The following is a 21,057-nucleotide window of genomic DNA, read 5'->3' as shown; positions in this document are numbered from 1 at the left end:
GCAACAAATATATTTCATTATTCTTTTTTGATTTTACACGACGGAGTCTGACCGTTTTACATCCAATAAGAGGAGTTAATTCTGTTACTTTTCTTTCGGGAAAAGTAACCAAAACCTGAGCTGCCATTAAGGCAGCGCAAGATCTGCAAAACTCGTTCAATTACAATCTTTTTCAGATTTTGTCCTGCCTCGAACAGTTGCAGATGGCTTTTCCGCTTATCCAATATAGTCAAAAATCGAATAAATCAACTTAAATATCGAAATACCCTTAACTCAACTATTTCTTATTTTGCAGGAACTGGTGCAAGTACTTCGTGTTTTGAAGTTGTACGTTCAGGTGCCTTATGTACCATGGTATAAGCATAGTCCACACCCATACCGTAAGCCCCTGAATGTTCGCGTACAATTGCCATGACTGCATCATAAGTATCGCGATTTGCCCAATCACGTTGCCACTCAAGTAATACTTGTTGCCAAGTTACTGGAACAACACCTGCTTGAATCATACGTTGCATGGCATAGTCATGTGCTTCTTTCGATGTACCACCAGAGGCATCTGCGACCATATAAATTTCATAATCACCTTCAAGCATGGCACCAAAAGCAAAGGTGTTATTGCACACTTCAGTCCACAAACCTGAAACGATTACTTTTTTACGATTATTTTTTGCAAGTGAATCACGTACTTTTTGGTCATCCCATGAATTCATTGAAGTACGTTCTAGTAATGGAGCATCTGGAAATACGTCTAAAAGTTCTGGATAGGTATGACCAGAGAAGCTTTCAGTTTCAACCGTGGTAATAGTGACAGGAATATTGAATGTTTTAGCTGCTTTTGCTAACCCGACCGTATTATTTTTTAATACTTGGCGATCTATTGACTGTACCCCAAAAGCCATTTGTGGCTGATGATCAATAAAAATAACCTGACAATTCGTTGCTGATAGTTGTTCTAAAAGTGATTTATTCATGGGTAAACTCCATTATTCCTTAATTGAGGCTTTTAAAACTGCCTTCTGCTTATTATCAAAACAGATAAAAATGTAAAAACATAGACAGCAAATCAGCTCGAATCTGTATGCTGTACGAATACAATCAAAACAATGATTGCTTTTTAATTTTTATAGTTTAATCATTGATATATATTTTTTACCTTTCGCTTATCCATGGATCGATTAGACTGTATTTCCACTTTTGTAAGTGTCGTAGAACATGGGAATTTTAGTAGCGCAGCCAGAGCACTCGACATCTCTCGTGACTTAGTGGCCAAACGTGTTTGCTACCTTGAAAATGACCTTAGAACTACACTATTAACCAGAACAACAAGACAGATGAACCTGACCTCTTGTGGGGAAAAATTTTATCAACATAGCAAAGTCATTTTAAGTGAGTTTGAATGGGCTGCATATGAAATTAGCTACAATCAGCAGTACCCTGAAGGCGAACTCAAGCTTAATACACCAATGTCTTTTAGCAATATTTTTCTTCAACATATTATTTCAGACTTTATAGAGAAATATCCCAGCATTAAAATTGATTTATTCATGACTGATCAGCTATTAGACACGAATAATAATAAATTTGATTTAACAATCCGTGTTGATGGTTCTCCTCCAAATTTGGCAAATAGTAAAATTTTGAATACCTATCAACGATATTTATATGCAACGCCTGAGTATTTTAATCAGCATGGATTACCAGGCTCATTAGAAGAACTTAAAGAACATAAGTTTCTGATTTACTATCAAGATAGCCGACATAAAAAATTGATTTTTCAAAAAGATCACAAAGAAGTGTCTTTTAATTGCTTCCCTGTGATGACCTGTAATAATGGTGAATTATTATTAGATATGTGTCTAAAGAATCACGGTATTGTTTTTCTTCCAGAGTTTATTGCAGAGCCTTACTACAAAGAAGGTAAATTACAGAAGTGTTTAGAGGATTACACTAGTCAGCCACTTCACTTATATGTGACATGGCCAAACCGTAAGATTTTATCGAAGAAAGTAAAACTATTTATTGATTTTTTAACACGTCAAATCATTCCCATAAAATAACCAATCTGGGCCTTTTCCATAGGAATTGGCCCATGATTTTTAGTTAGTTTGAGGCATTTCAATCTTCTTATTTTTAAATAAATTTAATAAATTTTGCTCTGCAGACACTGTGCTGTTTTCTTCAATAAATGTAGTTGCGTAGTGTTCTAAATGCTCTTCCATCAATTGAGTTGCGCGCTTTTCATCGCCTTGTTCAATGGCTTCTAAAATTGCACGGTGTTCATCTGCCGAACAGTTATTATGTTTTGGAATCTCATACAATCCAATTAATAACGAAGTTCTCGCAATAAGCGTCTGCAAATAACTGGACATGATCGAATTTTGATTAGCTTCAATCAGCTTTAAATGAAATTGACCTGATAGCTTAATCCACTCAGCCCAATTTCCAGCTAAACGCTCTTTAGACTCTTGATCGACCAAGCCTCGAAGCTCACTAAAATCTAAGTGATGAGACTTTTGAGCCAGCTTTTTTACAGTGGCAATTTCAAGCATGCTGCGCGCTTCAAAGACCTCTTTTGTTTCATGAGCACTATGTTTTGCGATGAGTGCCCCACGATTGGGCTGAATTTCAATAACCTTATCATGGGCAAGTTTGACAAAAACACGTCTTAACACGCCTCGTGTTACACCGAAAGCTTCACATAAAGGTGCTTCAACTAAACGTGCACCAGGGGCAAGTTGTCGATTTAAAATAGCATCTACAATAGCGTTATATATATGGTCATCAATTTCATCATTGCTCATTTCTACGGCTTTTTTTGGTGCACTCGATGACATTGATTTCTCCATTTTTATTAACGTCTCCTCTTTTTAGAACTTTATCTATTTTGAATAGTGTAAGTTTAACTTAAGCATTTGGAAATATTTCTCTAACTTTCACAATATCTATACTGAGCTGAATAATTCAATATTAGATCTCTAAATATCTACTTATACACCTAAATTTATTTACTTTTTATAAAAAATTAAGCACGTCTCAGTTTATAAATTTGTCTATTCATATCCCGAAATCGTATCAAGCTAAATCACTCATCAATACTACATCTCAAGTTTGGCATAACTTTTGCTCAATGAATTGTGCACAATCTAAATAAAACATTGTGCACAATTTTAATTTCATTCTTTTAGTCAGTATTTCAAGCTGCTGAAGAACGTGCCCGCCCAACATAGGGAAGTGAGTGTTCAAGATGAATAATACCGAAGCAATAATTAAACCTTCTTATGATGCAAAGCTAACAAATCAAGACTTAGCTCCTTTAAAAAAGCAAACTTGGGGTCCTTATAATATTTTTGCCTTCTGGATGTCTGATGTTCATAGTGTCGGCGGTTATGTTATGGCTGGAAGCCTTTTTGCACTAGGGCTAAATAGCTGGCAGGTACTTCTATCTTTACTGATCGGCATTGCAATTGTTCAGTTTTTTACAAATCTGATTGCTAAGTCTAGCCAACAAACTGGTACACCCTATCCTGTGATTTGCCGTGCCACTTTCGGTGTGCTTGGTGCAAATATTCCTGCTGTTATCCGCGGTCTTATTGCTGTGGCTTGGTATGGCATTCAAACCTATCTGGCCTCAAGTGCTTTCTTATTGGTCATTTTAAAATTCTTTCCAGAATGGACAGCTTATGCCGATGCTTCAACTTACGGCTTTCTCGGGCTTTCCTATTTAGGATGGGTTGGCTTCATGCTGCTTTGGCTACTGCAAGCGATTGTTTTCTGGTCTGGCATGGACAGTATTCGTAAGTTCATTGACTGGGCGGGTCCGGCTGTCTACGTTGTAATGTTTGCGATGGCAGTATGGCTCATTTGGAAAGCTGGTTGGCAAAATATTGATTTAAACTTGAGTGGTGTTCAATACGACGGGTTTGCGGTTGTACCAGTCATGATTGGTGCTATTGCGCTTGTTGTTTCATATTTTTCAGGGCCTATGCTGAACTTTGGTGACTTTTCTCGTTATGGCAAAAGTTTTAATGCCATTAAAATGGGGAACTTTCTTGGACTACCGATTAACTTCTTAGGCTTTTCGTTACTTACTGTGGTGTGTATTGCGGCAACGCTTCCAGTATATGGCAAGCTCATTACCGACCCTGTCGAGATGGTTGGAAAACTTGATAATACATTTGTAGTCATTTTAGGTAGTTTGACCTTAATGATTGCCACCATTGGGATTAATATTGTTGCGAACTTTGTCTCACCTGCCTTTGATTTTTCTAATGTTTCACCAAGCAAAATTAGCTGGCGTATGGGTGGAATGATTGCAGCAGTAGGTTCAATTTTCATTACCCCATGGAATTTGTTCAATAACCCTCAAGTGATCCATTACACCATTGATATTTTAGGTGCATTTATCGGTCCACTTTTTGGTGTATTGCTCGCCGATTTTTACCTCGTTAAAAAACAGAAAATCGTGGTAGATGATTTATATACTTTAGATACTCAAGGCTCGTATTGGTACAAAAATGGTTATAACCACTCTGCTTTTTATGCCTTAATTCCAGCTTCATTAATTCCTATTCTCTGCGTACTTTTACCACAACTATCGGGGCTAGCTAATTTCACATGGTTTATTGGTATGGGATTTGGTTTTGTTATTTACCGATTTCTTAACCAACCGCTTAGCCATGCTAAATCAGCAATGACTAAGGTAAAAGTACAATGAAAATTAAAATTATTAATCCCAATACTACTCAAAGCATGACAGACAAAATTGCAGCATCAGCAAATATAGTTGCAGGTTCTGGTACTCAAATTATTGCTGTGAGTCCTCAAATGGGCCCTGCAACGATTGAAAGTTATTATGATGAAGCACTAAGTGCCGTAGGTGTGTTAGAGGAAATCCGCCAAGGTGAACAGCTAAATGTAGATGCCTATATCATTGCCTGTTTTGGTGATCCCGCGCTTTATGCTGCCCGTGAAATGACGTCAGCACCGGTGATTGGGATTGCCGAAGCAGCTATGCGAACTGCAAGTTATGTAAGTACTGGTTTTAGTGTGATCACCACCTTACAACGTACAGTGAATATGAGCTGGCATCTGGCTCATCGCTATGGTGCTCACCCCTTTTGCAAAAATGTTCGGGCATGTGACATTGCAGTTGAAGAGTTGGAGCTTCCTAACTCAGACGCTTATCGGACCATACGAGATGAGTGCAAAAAAGCGCTCGTTGAAGATAAAAGCGATGCGATTGTTTTGGGCTGTGCAGGTATGAGTGATTTATGTCTAAAGCTACAAAACGAGTTGGGAGTAATCGTTATTGACGGCGTTGCAGCAGCCGTTAAACAAGCTGAAATGTTAGTCCAGTTAAATTTAAAAACCAGCAAAATTGGTGATTGGGCTTCACCTCCTGTAAAGAACTACACAGGCATATTGTCAGGATTTGGAATGCGCTAAAGAGTTATTGTTTCAATTCCAGCTCAAAATTCAGAGTTGGAATTGAAACAAAGAATAATTAAAAGAATTAAGCCTCTGCTAACTCTGGCTGTTGTTCTTCTTTATAAAATGGCACATCACCATTAATAGTTGCGCGGTGCATAATTCGATGGGCATCGCCATAATCAAATAATGCTTTATGTTGTGTGCAACGGTTATCCCAAATCGCGACGTCACCGTCTTGCCATTTCCAGCGTAAATGAAATTGCTCTTGGGTCGCATGTTCAAACAAGAAATTAAGTAATTGCTCACTTTCTTGTTCAGGTAACTCATTAATATGTGTGGTAAAACCCTCACTTACGAACAACAAAGGCTCACCTGTAACCGGATGAGTACGCACCACTGGGTGAACCACTGGCGGGTTACGCTTAAAGGTTTGCAAAAGCTTTTCACGTTCTTCTTCGTTATGGGCAAAACGTTCAAGTGGAAAAGACTTACGAATATCGTGTGTTGCAGTTAAGCCACGCAATTTTTGCTGTAACTCAAGCGGGAGTCCTTTAAAAGCTGCTGTGTTGCTCGACCATAATGTATCGCCGCCTACAGGTGGAATTTTAATGGCTTGCAACACACAACCTAAAGGTGGAGTTTTACTAAAAGTCACATCTGTGTGCCAAAGTTCATTATCACGCAAATCTTGTTTCCAACTGTCGAGCACCATCACCTCAGGTACATCTTCAATTGAAGGATAAATCGGGTGCACATGTAAGGTGCCAAAACTACGTGCCAAGTCTGCTTGTACTTGTGGTGCTAATTGTTGCTTTCGAAAAAAAATGACCTGATGATCAAGCAAAGCCTGCTGGATTTGTTGCGTTGTCTGTTCATTTAACGCATTCAAATCAATATCGTGAATAATTGCGCCAATGGTAGGCTTGATCACTTCTATATTTAAGTTTGCCACTACTGTATTCATCTTCTTTACTACAACTGCTGACCATACCAAGGAGAAAACTGTTTTTGTAACCAACGTAAAAACAGCTCAAAACTAACTGCGACAATCGCAATCACAATAATGCCCAGAATCACCGTATCGGTAATTAAGAACTGCGCTGCCGATTGCACCATAAAACCAATACCGCGGTCCGCTGCAACCAATTCTGCTGCAACTAATGTTGACCAGCCCACCCCAAGACCAATACGAATACCGGTAATAATATGAGGTAAAGCCGTTGGTAAAATGACATGCCAAAAGACTTGTGACTGACTTGCCCCTAACGACAATGCCGCACGTTCACGATTCAACTGATGGCTTAATACACCGTGCGCACTACTAATAATCACAGGCGCCAAAATCGAGAAGAAAATCAAAAGTACTTTTGTGGTTTCGCCAATACCGAACCAAATCACGAGTAACGGCAAATAAGCTAACGGTGGAATTGGACGTAATAATTCAACCAAAGGATCTAGAACAGCGCGAACCCATTTGTTCAGCCCCATCCATAGACCTAGTGGTACACCAATCACTACGGCTGCAATCAAAGCCAAAAATACACGTGAGATACTGGCTGCCAAGTGTTGCCACAAAGTTGCCTTCATAAAGCCTTCTTGGCTAACCGATATAAATTTTTGCCATACTGCCTGTGGACTCGGTAAAAATAGTTCAGGTACAACATGCAAAGCAGTAATGAGGAACCAGAGTGCAACCACACTTCCTACACTGATTATGCTAACTGCCAAAGTGTGGTGCTTTTCAAAAAATGACGATAAAAATGAAGCTTTTTCTGTTTGCACATCTGGCTTAATTTTTAGCTCTGCTTTGTCATATTCATAGACGTTATCTTTAGTGTTCATGTAGGTAACGCCTCCTTACCGCTTTGTTTTTGTGCCCTTAAACTTTCAAACAGCTGTTCTCTGAGCTGAATAAATTGAGGGTCCGATTTAATTGAGCGAATAGACTCGCCCTGACGATATCGATTAGCAAAATCGAGATGTAGAGTTTCTACAATTTTGCCCGGGTGCGCTGTCATTAGTACCAGCTGATTGCTGAGCAATAATGCTTCTTCAATGTCATGAGTAATTAAAAAGAAGCTTTTATTTTGTTGAATCCATAAATCGAGCACTAACTGCTGCATGTTTTCACGCGTAAAAGCATCTAATGCGGCGAAAGGTTCATCTAATAAAATAAACGGCGCGTGACTGATCAAAGCTCTAGCAATACCAACACGTTGTTTCATACCACCGGAAAGCTCCCAGATATTGGCTTTTTCAACGTGACTTAAACCCACAATTTTTAAAATTGCGCTCACTTGTTTCTCAATCTCTGCACGCTTTAAACCTTTTAACTGCAAAGCGAAGCCAACATTATCTGCAACATTCAACCAAGGGAGTAAGGCGTGATCCTGAAATACAACAGCACGAGTTACATCTGGTCCAGTTACGACTTCATGATTTACAAGCACATCACCAGAACTCGGCTTTTGAAACCCTGCCAAGATATTAAGCAAAGTTGTTTTGCCACAACCCGACTCACCTAAAATCACGGTTAAAGAACCTTCTTCAATGGTTAGGTTAATGTCTTGTAAAACTGGCTTTTGCTGTTTAGGAAAAGTCAGATGAATATGTTTGGCTTCTAATACGCTCATGACAACTCCTTAAGGCTGCAAAAATGAAGAATTCACATTGCCTTTATAATCGGCTTTAAGTTGATCGACTTTGCCCTGACCTTTTAAGAATTTCGCTGTATCAAAAATATTTTGTGCGAATTCACCATCTAACGTTTGTTTTTGCTGAGCATGGTCAAGGTAAATATTTCCACTTAATAAAAGCGGGATATCTTTTGCATCTGAACCTGTGAGCTGCGCAATTTTTTGCACGTTATCGGCATCTTTAACGTAAGCGGCTGGGTCTTGGTTATATTTTTCGAGTTGCTCAAGTGTGGTTTTAACAAAAGCTTTTAAGAAGTCAGGATTTTTCTCTGCAAAATCTTTACGTACCACCCATAAGTCATAAGTTGGAGCACCCCATTCACCCACTTGTTTTGAGTCGGTTAAAACCGTGCCAGATGCTTTGGCTTTACTTAAAGCAGGTTCCCACACATAGGCAGCATCAATATCTCCACGTTCCCATGCAGCTGAAATTTCAGGTGGACGCAAGTTAATAATTTTTACTTTGTCTTCTGGAATATTCCAATGTTTAAGTGCAGACAAAAGGCTGTAATGAGTTGTTGAAACAAAAGGTACAGCAATGGTTTTGCCAATTAAATCTTGAGGAGTTTTAATGCCTGATTTATTACTTACCACGAGTGCTTCAGACGCACCAAGTTTTGAAGTAATTAAGAATACCTCAATCGGTAAATTGCGGCTTGCCGCAGCAGCAAGTGGGCTTGAACCAATATTACCAAGTACGACATCACCTGATGCAAGGGCATTAACAACGTCTGAGCCTGCATCAAATTTTTTCCATTTAATATTACGTTGACTATTTTTTTCGTAGTCTCCGTTAGCCTGTGCAACTTTGCTTGGGTCAACCCCTGTTTGATAAGCAATCACGACAGGTTTGTTGTCACGAACTGAAGCACTTGTATTATTGTCTTTTTTATTTTGCCATACGATAAATGCAACAATTGCGACTATAACAATTGCCGTGATAATCAACGGTTTGGTCTTCGTGCTCATAATTTCATGATCTTTCAATAATATAAGCTCATGGTATGCAGCTGGCCTTATAATGAAAAATAAAAAAATATGAGTTGCTTATCTGGTTTTTATAAATAACTTTTCTTCATAAGTTTTTATCTTTTGGTAAAAAGCAAATTTTAAGTAATCTTATAGAATAGATACAAAATTAAAATACTTATATATCAATAAGTAAAAACGTTATTCCCAAATCATATGATTGGAAAAGCCTGACATATGCCCTCTAGTATTTTATCCTACTCGCCTTTAATCATTTTTTCTTTTGGCCTATCGCATTAGACGTTTTGCGCCTAATCTATTTTCGCCATTTTTTATAAAGATCAGATTTTATTATCTTTTTATCTTAAAACTTCTGCAAATATTGAGATTTGAACAAATCTTTTTCTGGTTTATACATGACGCAAATTTAATTTTTATTTTTAAGAGGAGAAAAATTCTTTTGTTTAAACATTCTCAAATTTTGAAAAAAACATTAATTACGACGTCTTTCATTACACTCAGCCTCTCAAGTCATGCTGCGCTTACCTTTGGTAATGCTGAAGAAGGCCAACTTAAAGTGAGCGGTACCGTTCGGGCTAAATATGTTTATGATTTTGATTCTGAACCTTCTACCAGTAAATTTTCCTTTAATGATGCGGTTTTATGGCTGGACTACAACTCCCCGAAATGGATTGGCCGTTTAGATTATCGGGTTTATGAATATTATGGACGTTTAGGTGATGCAAATTGGCTTACCGATGCATGGTTAGGTTATAAAATTAATGACAACAGTAAAATTATTGCTGGCTTAAACCCTGTTCCTTTTGGCTTGGGTCGATTTTGGGGAAATACTTATTACTTAGGCATTGCTAATAGTGCCGGTTGGGAAGATGTACACAATCTTGGGGTGAAATATGATTTCAATGATGGAGTCAATGAAGCACAACTCGCCTTTTACCCTACCGATGGTGGCACCTATAGAGGTAAAAGCAAAGACTCAAGTCGATTTAGTATCAACCCTGTCAATGCAGATGACTCTGTACCGCAAGGCACTAACACCAAAGAAAAGAACTCCATTGTTGTTCGCGGTGCTCATACCTTTAAAAATGTCCTAGGCCAAGAAAACTTCTCTACTCAACTTGGCGCCTCCGCATGGTACTCCACCATTGAAAACAAACGTTCAGGACAAGATGGCAATCGCCAAGTCTATTCGGTTTTTAGTAATACCAATTATAACCAATGGAATTTACAGCTTTTAGCTGGTTATCAAGACATTGATAATGCCGACACTCAATATAAAGATCATCTGACTTTGGGTGGTTTCGATTATTCATTTAACTCGGCAACCAAAGGTCAGATTTATTCAGCCGAACTGAGCTATTTATTTCCTCAGCAGTTTGGCCCAATTACCTCTGTTCGCCCGTATTTAAACTATAGTTCTTATCGAAAAGAGCAAGATGGCTTTAAAGATTCAACCCGTTTTATTCCCGGCATTGCCTTTAATTATCAAAAATTGACGGTACAAGCCGAGTTGCTGATGGGTAAACATGATCCATATTTAGGCGATAGCGAAGGCCTTGCGGCTGGTGGAACTAACGATAAATGGAACAAAAAAGCATTTGTAATTTTTGCTTATTACTTCTAACTCCAAAACAAAGGCCAACAGATGTTGGCCTTTGTTTTTATTTAGATATCTATTTCACTCTAGTCAATTACTGGTGAATTATTGAGAGGAAGTTCTGTTTTATCTTCATCGATAACATCGACATCTTGGGCGGTAGGCTCAAACTTAATCAGCAGTCCAATTACAATTAAAGGAATAAATGCAAAGATAGAAATAATCAGGTAAACATCGGTTTTGTACCCCGCCATCCAGATCGGTAAAACAAACAAAGCAATTGCTTGAGCAACGCCCGTTACTGCACGGTTAAAGCCAACACCTACGCCACGAATCGAAGCTGGATAAGCCATAGTCGGATACACCATCATTTGTGCACCTGGCCCAAAACCTTCAGCAAAAAGCCACAAACCGAGCATGCCAATTGCGGTATAGAGTAAAAAGCTATTACCGGGTTCACCAATTAATGCTAGGGCAATGAGGGCTATAAACTGGAGTAAAAAGCCTGTAAGCAACACATGACGAGATTTAAATCTGCTAGCAACAAATACACCTAACAGCCCGCCCGTAAATGCAAACAATAAATTAAGCCCAAGTGTTGTAGTAATGGTCGTCAAGACATCGGTATGAAAGAAACGTGTTAAAATAGAAGGTAAAAAGAAAGCAATAGTGGTGTACTGAAATGCCACCGAAATATGAATCACAATTGCCACAATAGTTCTTGGCAAATAGGTTTTATTAAATAAAACAGCAAAACCCTCACGCTTTTTCTTTTCAGCAGTTCTTTCTACTTTTTCAACTGTAGCGATTGCATAAATTGCATAGGACTCTTGTAGAACTTGAGCTGCTCCTTTTAAATCGCCTTGATTCGCAAGCCAAATGGGTGACTCAGTTAAATATTTACCGCGAATAAAGATAATGAGTAATGCAGGCACCGCTCCAAAAATTAAAGATGCTCGCCATAACCAGTTGCTATGTTCAGGGGGTAAAAGAAAATAAAGCGCCAGAACTAGACCAAAACAGACCGATGAAGCGGCATACCACATTGGGCACCATGCGGCTAAACGCGCTGCTTTGTTGCTACTTCCGTTAAATTTGGAAAACTCAGATAGGTATGACATTGCCACAGGCAGATCAATACCCACACTAATGCCCATAATAAATCTGGCTAAAATCAAAACCCATACATTCGGTGCAAAACCTGCGACAATTGCAGCAATAACAAAGAGCACCATGTCTGCCATAAAGACTCGATAACGGCCAATTTTATCTGTCAGCCAACCACCAATCAGGTTACCAACAATGGTTCCGCAGACAATTGCTGAAGCCACCACACCGGTCATAACAGGGCTTAAAGAAAACTCTGAGATGACTTGCTCAATACCAAAGGACAGTGTTGTTAAATCATAGGCATCAATAAACACACCTATCAATGCCAACCAAATAACTTTATTCGACTTACCCTTCCCTGCAAATTTGGAAATTAATTGTGAAACATCATCGGGAGATTTAATTTCATAACGGTGGTTATGATCGAGTTCTTGTGTGCTCACTTAATAATTCCTGTATTTTAATCACAGAAACAACATAATGATTATTCGCACCATACAAAAACAAATTAATCTGATGTTTTAATCTAAATTATAGAATTATCTTTTCATTATTAACTCAGCAGTAAATCCGATATAAAAAGACAAAATAAAAGCTGGTATTTAACCAGCTATTTATTTAAAGACTTTGCAAAATATTAACTCGCCTCAGCAAATTTTAACTCTTTTAGATTACGATATTTTGCACCGCGATGATTTTCAGGCAAATATGGCCCAGCACCAAATAATTTTTCTCTTAATGTTCCTTGTGTATACGAAGTTTGATATACCCCTCGTTTTTGCAATTCTGGCACAATAAACTCAACCACATCGGCAAAGGTTTGATGAGCCAAAATATAGGCAAGGTTAAAGCCATCAATATCGGTATCTTCAACCCATTGCTGTAAAGCATCCGAAACGGTTTCTGCCGAACCCACCAATACTGGCCCATTACCGCCTAAGCTGTTCCAGTTTGCAATTTCTTCAATAGTCCAAACACGTTCTGGGTCCGCATTCACATAAGAATCCAATAAAGATTGAATGGCGTTAGTTTGAATATATTCAACTTTATCGGTCGGCTGGTATTGTGAAAAGTCTACACCCGACCAGCCAGACAGCAATGTTAAAGCGCCATCGTAGCTTCCATAACTTTGATATTCTTTAAACTTAGCCTGTGCTTTTGCATCTGTTTCATCAGTGACAATTGACAAAAGTGCATAAATTTTAACTGAGTACGGGTCGCGGCCTTCTTGAGCCAATTTTTGGCGAATGCCCTGTACCACTTTTTTAGTGGCAATTTTAGACGGCGCTGCAATAAATACACACTCGGCATTTTGACTCGCAAACTTCTGCCCACGTGAAGATGCCCCCGCTTGATAAAGTACTGGTGTTCGCTGCGGTGATGGCTCACAAATATGGATACCCGGTACAGTAAAGTATTTACCTTCGTGCTGAATTGGATGCACTTTTTTGTGGTCAGCAAAGATACCGCTTTCACGGTCACGGAGTACCGAACCTTCTTCCCAAGAACCTTCCCAAAGTTTGTAAAGGACTTCTAAGTACTCATCAGCAATATCATAACGATTGTCATGATTAACCTGAGTTTTTAGGCCCAAGTTTTTCGAACCACTTTCCAAATAAGACGTCACGATATTCCAACCCACTCGCCCTTTGGTTAAATGGTCTAGCGTGCTAATACGTCTAGCAAAAGGATAAGGATGCTCAAAGGAAATCGAAGTTGTGACACCAAAACCCAAGTGCTTTGTGACTGCCGCCATCGCTGGCACAATCTGTAGCGGATCATTGACTGGAACTTGTACTGCCCCTGTTAAGGCATGTTCGGCACTTTGATGATAAACGTCGTAAATGCCAAGTACATCTGCAATAAAAATACCGTCAAAAAAACCACGCTCAAGAATTTGAGCTAAATCTGTCCAATATTCTAAATCTTTATATTCAACAGATCGGTCTTGAGGATGCCGCCATAATCCAGGAGATTGATGGGCAATACAATTCATTTCAAAAGCGTTAAAACTAATTCTCTTAGTCATAAAATATCAGCCAGCATTTTATTTAATTTTTATACTAAAGCAATTTTTATATTTTCTTTATAATATATACCCCAAACAAAATATGATTTTATTCTAATAGTTTTTTTATAATTTATTTTGAAAATATAAATAACATTAAGCCGCTAAAAATAGCAGCTTAATATCTAATACTATAATTTATTGTTTAGAAACTTCACCAATTCGCCATTGATACGGTGGTAATGTACCGTTCACACTAAAATCACCGATAATTCGATTTTTAAATACTCTCGGGTTATGTGAAGATAAAGTTCGTACGTTACGCCAATACCGATCTAGACCTAAATCTTTGTCTGTTGCAGAAGCACCCAAAGCGTCAAATAAAATTGTAGAGGCATTTAAAATTAAATCAGTAATGACCGTTTGGGACTGCGCACTTTCAAGCTCGGCAAGTGCATTTTGCTCTTCTTCAAATTGCTCATCATTTTGAAATGCAGCCAAATAAGTACGTTGTAAGCTTTGTGCGACTTTTTCAACAATCGCCCCTGCACTGTAAGCTGCGCCACGGATTTGGCCTACGACTTGTAAAATTTGCGGATCCTGTTTTACAAATTGGGCATTTGCATGCGTGTAGTTTCGGGTACGTTTTGCTACAGCTTGAGAAACATCATAGGTTGCAGCACGCCCTAGACCTGTAATGATTGCCAGTTGGACCAGTTGATAATAAGCCGCTGAATATTTAAAACGGTCATCATCAGGTAAAATTTCAGCTTCATCGACCAATACATCATGGAAATATGCCGTACCACTTGCAGTAAGCTGTTGTCCAAAGCCATTCCAGTCATCGACAATTTCAACACCATCATCTTCACGGCGAACAACAACTGAGCCAGACTCTCCTTTTAAATCTGTTACCCCAACATCCACCCAATCTGCATATAGGCTCCCTGTGGTGTAGTATTTTTTGCCTTTAACGCGAATTTTTCCGTCACTATCTCGATATAAGTGCGTTTCAAACTGATCGATTGACTCTTTGCCGCCTTCAGACCATGCACTACCGACAGTTTCACCATTGGCAATTCGGCTCAGCCAACGCTGCTGAAACGCTTTATCTTTACTTACCAAGACATCCTCAGTAAAACCAAAATGCACACGCAAAGCTTGCGGTAAGTTAGAGTCGGCCTCTGCAAGTTCAATGAGCAATGCAAATAGTTCAGGAATAGTTGCATCAAAACCACCATGAGCTTTTGGAAGTCGTAGCCGTGTAAAACCAATATCTTTGAGCCACTGGAGTTGTTCATATGGCAAAATATGCTGCTGCTCACGGATTAAAGCCCCTTCTTTAATACGGGCAAACGTCGGTCTGAAGTTACTTGCCAATTCATCATACCGTGGTGACGGTCCTTCACCCCATACCCGCGAAATGATAGAAGCCTGGCTCAGTGCAGCGTGAGTTAATGAACCGAGATGATGCTCAAAATTTAAATTTGTCATGTAAGTAAAACCAATATTGCTTTGCTTTTACCATAAAATATTTATTTCACATGAAAACGATTATTTTTTTATAACAGTATTCAATCTTGATATAACACCAATTAAAAGCATGACAGCCCTAAGCGATCTCTTTCTTGGTAAGACTATGCTGACTTTGCAATAAGGTTTGCATATATTCTGAATAGACAGATAACTTTTCAAAAATATGTTCTGAATAAAACATATCATCGATTAAGTGCGTCATTTGACTAGTAGTAAAGGTATCGCATAACCCGACCAGTGCTGCATTCATTTGCGCAAAATGAGCACATAACTGTACATATGCTTCATCTTTATTTTTAAATAATAATTTTCGCATATCCAACTGATCTAAACCTTTTAGACCCTCATCTTTTACGACTTTTACCCAATGAATTTTTATTTTTAAGAACTGTTCAAGTTGCTTTAGAGCCTCTAAATCAAGCTCTAAATGGGTGATTAAAAAAACTGTAGAGATATCACTTCGACACAATGCTTTGATTAATTTTAAATAAATAAAGTCAGCTTCTCCCATCTCTATTAATTCTAAATCAAGATATATTTTTAGGCTTTCTAAAACTTCATCTATCTTAAATACGACCTTCTTGTCTGCTTGATAGTATTTATTCAGAATAGTAAGCACAGGTGGTGTTGCAGGTGTTGTATAAATAGCAGCCTTGTTTAAGTTCGCAAAAATAAATGGCGAGAATAGATAAGCCAGACTACTTTGCTGTGGCTCAATATGCGACTGAATTAAATACACGATTTGAGTTTTAGAAAAATCCCTGAGTACTTTCGCTCTAAGTAGGGTTGCTTCAAGATTCACATAAGACTGTTCCAACTGATCTACTACCGAAGTGGAAATAGACTGATTTTTAATAATTTTATGAATGATATTCAGTTGAGACGTGATAAACATTTTTTAACATCCAAGCTATTTTAGAAGCGCTACACTTACACTTAGGTCTTTAAGAAACACGCAGCAACCGGACCCTACGCAAAACAACAATGGAAATAGAAAAGAAGAACATAATCATGTGCTTAAATAAAATCTAAAGCAGCGTTCACATTGAGTCTTGAAAGTTGGTTTAGGTCGACGGTAAATCCTGTTCATTTTTATTTTGAACTTTAGAGGACTGAATATATAGCTACAGATGATTGAAAAAAAACTATAGCACACCTTCGAAACCATACTGAACTGTTATAGTTTTATAAAAAATTTCTGTATCTACATATACAAATAGAGCGAGTGCATGATTAAGAAAACTTCTTAAGGTAGGTAGTTTTCATGAGACGATCTATTGCATATCGCCAGATATTTCATCAATGTTTCAATGCAACGTGCATTTTTACAAATGCAACATCAAGCATAAACTTTGCTAACAGATTGAAAACAATCAATCGCCCTATTCTATTGAAATATCAAGCAATTATATTGCTTTACCCTGTTGGCATTTTACTTGCTAAGAATATTTATCACAGCAGTAAGTTTAATCGCCAGAGTACTTTTTTGCCTGAAAATAAGTATTTAACTCATTCAATCATCATCAGCTAGTTCACAGGGGGAAAGTTTATGAGCCTCGGTCTAACCGCTCTAGAATTAGCGCGAATACAATTTGCTTTCACAGTATCCTTCCATATTATTTTTCCAGCCACATCCATCGGACTTGCCTGCTTTTTGGCAGTTTTAGAGTGGAAATGGTTAAGAACGCAAAACCCAATTTATAAAGATCTATTTAAATACTGGATTAAGATCTTTGCTGTTGCGTTTGGTATGGGAGTGGTTTCCGGTGTCGTAATGAGCTATCAGTTTGGTACCAACTGGAGTGAATTTTCACGAGTAGCCGGAAGTATTACTGGTCCTTTACTTACCTATGAAGTGTTAAGTGCCTTCTTCTTAGAAGCAGGTTTCTTAGGCATTATGCTGTTTGGCTGGGGCCGTGTTGGTCCTAGAGCCCATTTCTTTGCAACGCTTATGGTTGCCATCGGAACATGTATTTCGATGTTCTGGATTTTATCGTCCAATAGCTGGATGCAAACACCGCAAGGTTTTGCCATCGAAAATGGCATTATTGTGCCAAAAGACTGGCTAGCTATTGTCTTCAACCCATCCTTCCCTTACCGCTTTGCACATATGGGTGCTGCTGCCTTCTTGGTTTCATCTTTATTGGTGGTGGGAACATCTGCTTGGCACTTGGTAAAAGGTCGTCGTGATGAATTGGTTAAAAAATCATTCTCGATGGGTTTATGGATGGTACTGGTGACTTCTTGTTTACAAGTAGTAATTGGCGATAACCATGGTTTAAATACTCGTGAGCATCAACCTGCCAAACTTGCTGCGATGGAAGGTCACTGGGAAACCAATCATAACGAGCCTATGCCGCTACTGTTATTTGCCATTCCAGATATGAAAGAAGAACGAAATCACTTTGAAGTGGGTGTTCCATATTTGGGTAGTTTAATTTTGACTCACAGTTTAGATGGGCAAGTGACTGGCTTAAAAGAATTCGCACCTGAAGATCGTCCAAACTCGACGATTATTTTCTGGAGTTTCCGAGTCATGGTAGGTCTTGGCGTCCTTATGGTCACCTTATCACTCATTGCTCTTTGGCTGCGTAAAAGTGGAAAACTTTATGAAACATCATGGTTTCATAAATTTGCTGTAGTGATGGGGCCAGCAGGTTATGTGGCAATGCTGGCTGGGTGGATTACTACCGAAGTAGGCCGTCAACCTTGGGTGGTATACGGCATTATGCGAACCAAAGATGGTTTATCGCATACTGTTTCGGCAGATCAGGTGGGTCTAAGTCTCTTTATTTTTGTGGTGGTTTACACCATCGTTTTTGGTAGTGGTATCTACTACACCTTAAAACTCATTAATAAAGGCCCTGTATTTATCGACACACCAAATATGGAAACAGGTGGCGTAGGTCACTTCAAAACACCGATGCGTCCACTTAGTGCGGTCGATGAAAATATTGACAGCAAACAAAACTCTGGGGAGAACCGTCATGATTGATCTTTCTTTAATATGGGTCGGTATTATCGGTTTAGGTGTTTTAATTTACGTGGTCATGGATGGCTTTGACTTAGGAATCGGGATTATGTTTCCCTTCATTAAGAATAGCCAAGAACGTGACGTGATGATGAATACCGTCGCTCCTGTCTGGGATGGCAATGAAACTTGGATGGTACTCGGAGGTGCTGGCCTGTATGCAGCCTTCCCACTGGTCTATTCAACAGTTTTATCTGCGCTCTACCTGCCTATTATTTTCATGGTGATTGCCTTAATTTTCCGTGGGGTTGCTTTTGAATTCCGTTTTAAAGCTCATCGAACCAAACATCTTTGGGACTTAGCTTTTATTTGGGGTTCGGTTTTAACGAGCTTCCTCCAAGGGATTATTTTGGGGGCCTATATTCAAGGGATTAAAACCGAAAATGGTATTTTTGCCGGTGGTCCTTTTGACTGGCTTACTGCATTCTCCATTTTCACAGGTATTGGTGTAGTTGCGATGTATGCCACTTTAGGCTGTGGTTGGCTCATTTTGAAAACTGAAAAAGGCTTGCAGCAACGTATGTATGAGCTTATGCCAAAGTTAATTATTGCGCTGCTCATTATCTTTGGTGCCGTTAGCTTATATACACCTTTAACACACCCTGAAATTGCAGATCGCTGGTTCTCTTTACCAAATCTGTTTTATTTTAGTCCTGTGCCTATTTTGGTCTTATTGTTTGTTGGCCTGATTTTATCGGCATGTAAAAAACAGCAAGACCACAAACCATTTATATATACCTTGGCATTGGTCTTCCTTGCCTTTACTGGTTTTGTAATTAGCTTATGGCCAAATATCATTCCACCATCAGTTACGATTTGGCAGGCGGCAGCGCCTCATTCCAGCCAGATGTTTGCTTTAGTGGGTGCACTTATTCTGATTCCAATCATTATTACTTATACGGTTGTGTCTTACTGGGTATTCCGTGACAAAGTTCGTGTAGGTGATGAAGGTTATCATTAAGGTACGGGGGTGTTATGAAAAAGTCGTCAGTTAAACTCAGTCAAACCCAATGGTTTATTCTGTTATGGCTTGGTGGTTTTTTGGCCTTAGCTGTGATTGCAGGTTTGTTTAAGGTGATATTGATTTATGCTGCCCCTTACTTAAAGTAAACCCATCCTTATAAACAAATGCCGTTTGTAGATTCTACAAGCGGCATTTATTATGGGTTCAGTGCATCTTTTATTTTTTATTTCGTGCAGCTCATACATGTATAAATCAGAACAACTCGCGCATAGCATTCGTCAACTTATTGAAAGTGGTACTTTAAGTGCACATGAGAAATTACCTTCATTAAGAGATCAGGTCCAACGTTCTGGTTTTAGTTTAATGACTGTAATGAATGCTTACCAAGAACTTGAATCACAAGGGCTGATCTATTCAAAGGAAAAGTCTGGCTACTTCGTTGCCGAGCAAATTGCACTAAAGCCACTCGAGCAATATTCAGTTGTTTCACTAAACTCTAAAATCGAAATTAACTCATTAGTTTTTAAATACCTTAAGTCAATTCAACATGAGTCTGTTGTGCCTTTTGGTTCAGCTTTTCCCGATAGTCAACTTTTAGCTGCTCCCAAACTTATTCAAATTATGGGACAACTTGCACGGCAAAGACAAAGCTATGACCAGACAGCAAGCCTACCTCCCGGTAATTTAGCGTTAAGAAAACTGATTGCTCAGCGCTACTGTATGCAAGGCATACAGACCGATCCAGATGACATTGTCATTACATCAGGAGGATTAGATGCGCTCAATCTTTCTTTACAAGCAGTAGCCAAACCGGGCGACTATATTTTATTGCAACAAACCGTGTTTTACGGTGCTTGGCAGGCTGCTGAACGTTTAGGACTTAAGGTCATTACCATTCCTGAGCATCCTCAATATGGTTTTGACTTAGAGGCTTTTGAGCAAGTTATTCAAACATATCCTATCAAGGTGTGTTGGCTCATGCTGAATACCCATAACCCGATTGGGTTTACGGTCAGTGATGAGATTAAATATAAAATTGCCAAACTACTTCATGAACATCAGATTTACTTAATTGAAGATGATGTGTATGAAGAGCTTTATTATGGCGGGCAAAAACCACTTTCGATGAAGTACTTTGACCAACAAAATCTGGTACTGCACTGCTCTTCATTTTCTAAAACTTTAGGGGCAGGTTTTCGGGTAGGTTGGGTCTATGCGGGTAAATTTTCGGACCATATTCAACACTTGCAGCTCATGAGTACTATTTCAGTAAATGCACTCATTCAAAATGCACTGGTTGAGTTCTTATCTCATCATCATTATGAAAAGCATTTGCGCACCCTTAGACTTTCACTTGAACGTTATAAAAAGCAGTTTTACCACTATTTAAAGCAACATCTGCCCGCAACCTGTGAGATTTATTATTACCCAAGCGGTTATTTTCTATGGGTTAAATTGCCTCATAAGCTTGATAGTATGCAAATTTATGAAGAACTCATCCAACAAGACATTGGTGTTGCGCCAAGCCCACTCTTTAGTGTTTTACCCGCACAGCAGCATTATTTAAGAATCAATTGTTCTTTTGAGTGGAACGAAAAAATTCAAGTTGCTTTAGATCAAGTCATCAAAACCATTCAACAAAAAGTTGAAGCAAGTTTATAAAGATATGGTTCGACCTAAGCACAATTTTATAGA

The 21,057-nt window shown here is 38.7% G+C and carries 18 protein-coding genes; 8 read left to right on the top strand and 10 right to left on the bottom strand.

Going from position 1 to position 21,057, the window contains the following annotated elements:
* Positions 1–284 precede the first annotated feature (284 nt).
* Positions 285–971, bottom strand: a complete 687-nt coding sequence (locus ABLC00_RS07755) for a hydrolase (protein ID WP_004887601.1) — start codon at positions 969–971, stop codon at positions 285–287.
* A 195-nt stretch (positions 972–1,166) separates the two neighbouring features.
* Between ABLC00_RS07755 and ABLC00_RS07750 the strand changes: the two genes are divergently transcribed.
* Complete coding sequence (locus tag ABLC00_RS07750) at positions 1,167–2,057, top strand: LysR family transcriptional regulator (protein ID WP_004887602.1); 891 nt, start codon at positions 1,167–1,169, stop codon at positions 2,055–2,057.
* Positions 2,058–2,096: 39 nt separating this feature from the next.
* Here ABLC00_RS07750 and ABLC00_RS07745 read toward each other — a convergent pair whose 3' ends face one another.
* A complete protein-coding gene (locus tag ABLC00_RS07745) occupies positions 2,097–2,846 on the bottom strand; it encodes a GntR family transcriptional regulator (protein ID WP_006580986.1) in 750 nt (249 codons plus the stop codon).
* 398 nt (positions 2,847–3,244) lie between these two features.
* Between ABLC00_RS07745 and ABLC00_RS07740 the strand changes: the two genes are divergently transcribed.
* Together ABLC00_RS07740 and ABLC00_RS07735 are read left to right on the top strand one after the other, a co-directional pair.
* Positions 3,245–4,714 carry an NCS1 family nucleobase:cation symporter-1 gene (locus ABLC00_RS07740; RefSeq protein ID WP_033846346.1) on the top strand — a complete coding sequence of 490 codons (1,470 nt, stop codon included), beginning with the start codon at positions 3,245–3,247 and terminating at the stop codon, positions 4,712–4,714.
* Positions 4,711–5,445 carry an aspartate/glutamate racemase family protein gene (locus ABLC00_RS07735; protein WP_004887605.1) on the top strand — a complete coding sequence of 245 codons (735 nt, stop codon included), beginning with the start codon at positions 4,711–4,713 and terminating at the stop codon, positions 5,443–5,445. The genes ABLC00_RS07740 and ABLC00_RS07735 overlap by 4 nt, the downstream gene beginning before the upstream one ends.
* 67 nt (positions 5,446–5,512) lie before the next feature.
* On the opposite strand, the gene tauD is transcribed toward ABLC00_RS07735, so the two are convergent.
* The 4 genes from tauD to tauA are packed head-to-tail and all read right to left on the bottom strand — an operon-like array spanning position 5,513 to position 9,113.
* Entirely contained in the window at positions 5,513–6,394 is an 882-nt protein-coding gene (tauD, locus tag ABLC00_RS07730) for a taurine dioxygenase (RefSeq protein ID WP_004887606.1), read from the bottom strand.
* An 8-nt stretch (positions 6,395–6,402) separates the two neighbouring features.
* A complete protein-coding gene (gene tauC / locus ABLC00_RS07725; protein WP_004887608.1) occupies positions 6,403–7,272 on the bottom strand; it encodes a taurine ABC transporter permease TauC in 870 nt (289 codons plus the stop codon).
* Positions 7,269–8,063 (bottom strand): taurine ABC transporter ATP-binding protein, encoded by a 795-nt coding sequence (locus tag ABLC00_RS07720; RefSeq protein WP_000114465.1) that lies wholly within the window; start codon positions 8,061–8,063, stop codon positions 7,269–7,271. The genes tauC and ABLC00_RS07720 overlap by 4 nt, the downstream gene beginning before the upstream one ends.
* Before the next feature lie 9 nt (positions 8,064–8,072).
* Positions 8,073–9,113, bottom strand: a complete 1,041-nt coding sequence (gene tauA, locus ABLC00_RS07715) for a taurine ABC transporter substrate-binding protein (RefSeq protein ID WP_080775661.1) — start codon at positions 9,111–9,113, stop codon at positions 8,073–8,075.
* 442 nt (positions 9,114–9,555) lie between these two features.
* On the opposite strand from tauA, the gene ABLC00_RS07710 reads away from it, so the two are divergent.
* A complete protein-coding gene (locus ABLC00_RS07710) occupies positions 9,556–10,740 on the top strand; it encodes a hypothetical protein (protein WP_033846348.1) in 1,185 nt (394 codons plus the stop codon).
* Positions 10,741–10,799: 59 nt separating this feature from the next.
* Here ABLC00_RS07710 and ABLC00_RS07705 read toward each other — a convergent pair whose 3' ends face one another.
* The 4 genes from ABLC00_RS07705 to ABLC00_RS07690 all read right to left on the bottom strand — a co-directional run bounded on the left by ABLC00_RS07705 (position 10,800) and on the right by ABLC00_RS07690 (position 16,262).
* Positions 10,800–12,266: an MFS transporter gene (locus ABLC00_RS07705; protein ID WP_033846349.1), complete on the bottom strand. Its 1,467-nt coding sequence runs from the start codon at positions 12,264–12,266 to the stop codon at positions 10,800–10,802.
* A 194-nt stretch (positions 12,267–12,460) separates the two neighbouring features.
* Complete coding sequence (locus ABLC00_RS07700) at positions 12,461–13,852, bottom strand: LLM class flavin-dependent oxidoreductase (RefSeq protein WP_033846350.1); 1,392 nt, start codon at positions 13,850–13,852, stop codon at positions 12,461–12,463.
* Between the two features lie 177 nt (positions 13,853–14,029).
* Positions 14,030–15,325 (bottom strand): acyl-CoA dehydrogenase family protein, encoded by a 1,296-nt coding sequence (locus ABLC00_RS07695; protein ID WP_033846351.1) that lies wholly within the window; start codon positions 15,323–15,325, stop codon positions 14,030–14,032.
* A gap of 118 nt (positions 15,326–15,443) precedes the next feature.
* On the bottom strand, positions 15,444–16,262 hold the full coding sequence (locus ABLC00_RS07690; protein WP_032012214.1) for a hypothetical protein: 819 nt from the start codon (positions 16,260–16,262) through the stop codon (positions 15,444–15,446).
* Positions 16,263–16,916: 654 nt separating this feature from the next.
* On the opposite strand from ABLC00_RS07690, the gene ABLC00_RS07685 reads away from it, so the two are divergent.
* From ABLC00_RS07685 to ABLC00_RS07670, 4 genes are all read left to right on the top strand, one after another.
* Entirely contained in the window at positions 16,917–18,362 is a 1,446-nt protein-coding gene (locus ABLC00_RS07685; protein WP_004709299.1) for a cytochrome ubiquinol oxidase subunit I, read from the top strand.
* A complete protein-coding gene (cydB, locus tag ABLC00_RS07680; protein ID WP_002049414.1) occupies positions 18,355–19,359 on the top strand; it encodes a cytochrome d ubiquinol oxidase subunit II in 1,005 nt (334 codons plus the stop codon). Before ABLC00_RS07685 ends, cydB begins: the two co-directional genes overlap by 8 nt.
* Positions 19,360–19,373: 14 nt before the next feature.
* On the top strand, positions 19,374–19,508 hold the full coding sequence (locus tag ABLC00_RS07675; protein WP_000749814.1) for a hypothetical protein: 135 nt from the start codon (positions 19,374–19,376) through the stop codon (positions 19,506–19,508).
* 97 nt (positions 19,509–19,605) lie between these two features.
* The gene (locus tag ABLC00_RS07670) at positions 19,606–21,024 is read left to right on the top strand and encodes a PLP-dependent aminotransferase family protein (protein ID WP_016805796.1); all 1,419 of its coding nucleotides are present in this window, start codon (positions 19,606–19,608) and stop codon (positions 21,022–21,024) included.
* The last annotated feature ends 33 nt before the right edge of the window (positions 21,025–21,057 follow it).

This window comes from Acinetobacter nosocomialis (assembly GCF_041021905.1).
Taxonomy (GTDB): domain Bacteria; phylum Pseudomonadota; class Gammaproteobacteria; order Pseudomonadales; family Moraxellaceae; genus Acinetobacter; species Acinetobacter nosocomialis.
Note: the sequence above shows the minus strand (reverse complement) of the source record. Positions and strands in the feature narration are given on the sequence as shown.

Coding starts and splice junctions, on each gene's coding strand:
- ABLC00_RS07755 (WP_004887601.1), bottom strand. CDS start 971: ATGAATAAATCACTTTTAGAACAACTATCAGCAACGAATTGTCAGGTT.
- ABLC00_RS07750 (WP_004887602.1), top strand. CDS start 1,167: ATGGATCGATTAGACTGTATTTCCACTTTTGTAAGTGTCGTAGAACAT.
- ABLC00_RS07745 (WP_006580986.1), bottom strand. CDS start 2,846: ATGGAGAAATCAATGTCATCGAGTGCACCAAAAAAAGCCGTAGAAATG.
- ABLC00_RS07740 (WP_033846346.1), top strand. CDS start 3,245: ATGAATAATACCGAAGCAATAATTAAACCTTCTTATGATGCAAAGCTA.
- ABLC00_RS07735 (WP_004887605.1), top strand. CDS start 4,711: ATGAAAATTAAAATTATTAATCCCAATACTACTCAAAGCATGACAGAC.
- tauD (WP_004887606.1), bottom strand. CDS start 6,394: ATGAATACAGTAGTGGCAAACTTAAATATAGAAGTGATCAAGCCTACC.
- tauC (WP_004887608.1), bottom strand. CDS start 7,272: ATGAACACTAAAGATAACGTCTATGAATATGACAAAGCAGAGCTAAAA.
- ABLC00_RS07720 (WP_000114465.1), bottom strand. CDS start 8,063: ATGAGCGTATTAGAAGCCAAACATATTCATCTGACTTTTCCTAAACAG.
- ABLC00_RS07700 (WP_033846350.1), bottom strand. CDS start 13,852: ATGACTAAGAGAATTAGTTTTAACGCTTTTGAAATGAATTGTATTGCC.
- ABLC00_RS07695 (WP_033846351.1), bottom strand. CDS start 15,325: ATGACAAATTTAAATTTTGAGCATCATCTCGGTTCATTAACTCACGCT.
- ABLC00_RS07690 (WP_032012214.1), bottom strand. CDS start 16,262: ATGTTTATCACGTCTCAACTGAATATCATTCATAAAATTATTAAAAAT.
- ABLC00_RS07685 (WP_004709299.1), top strand. CDS start 16,917: ATGAGCCTCGGTCTAACCGCTCTAGAATTAGCGCGAATACAATTTGCT.
- cydB (WP_002049414.1), top strand. CDS start 18,355: ATGATTGATCTTTCTTTAATATGGGTCGGTATTATCGGTTTAGGTGTT.
- ABLC00_RS07675 (WP_000749814.1), top strand. CDS start 19,374: ATGAAAAAGTCGTCAGTTAAACTCAGTCAAACCCAATGGTTTATTCTG.
- ABLC00_RS07670 (WP_016805796.1), top strand. CDS start 19,606: ATGTATAAATCAGAACAACTCGCGCATAGCATTCGTCAACTTATTGAA.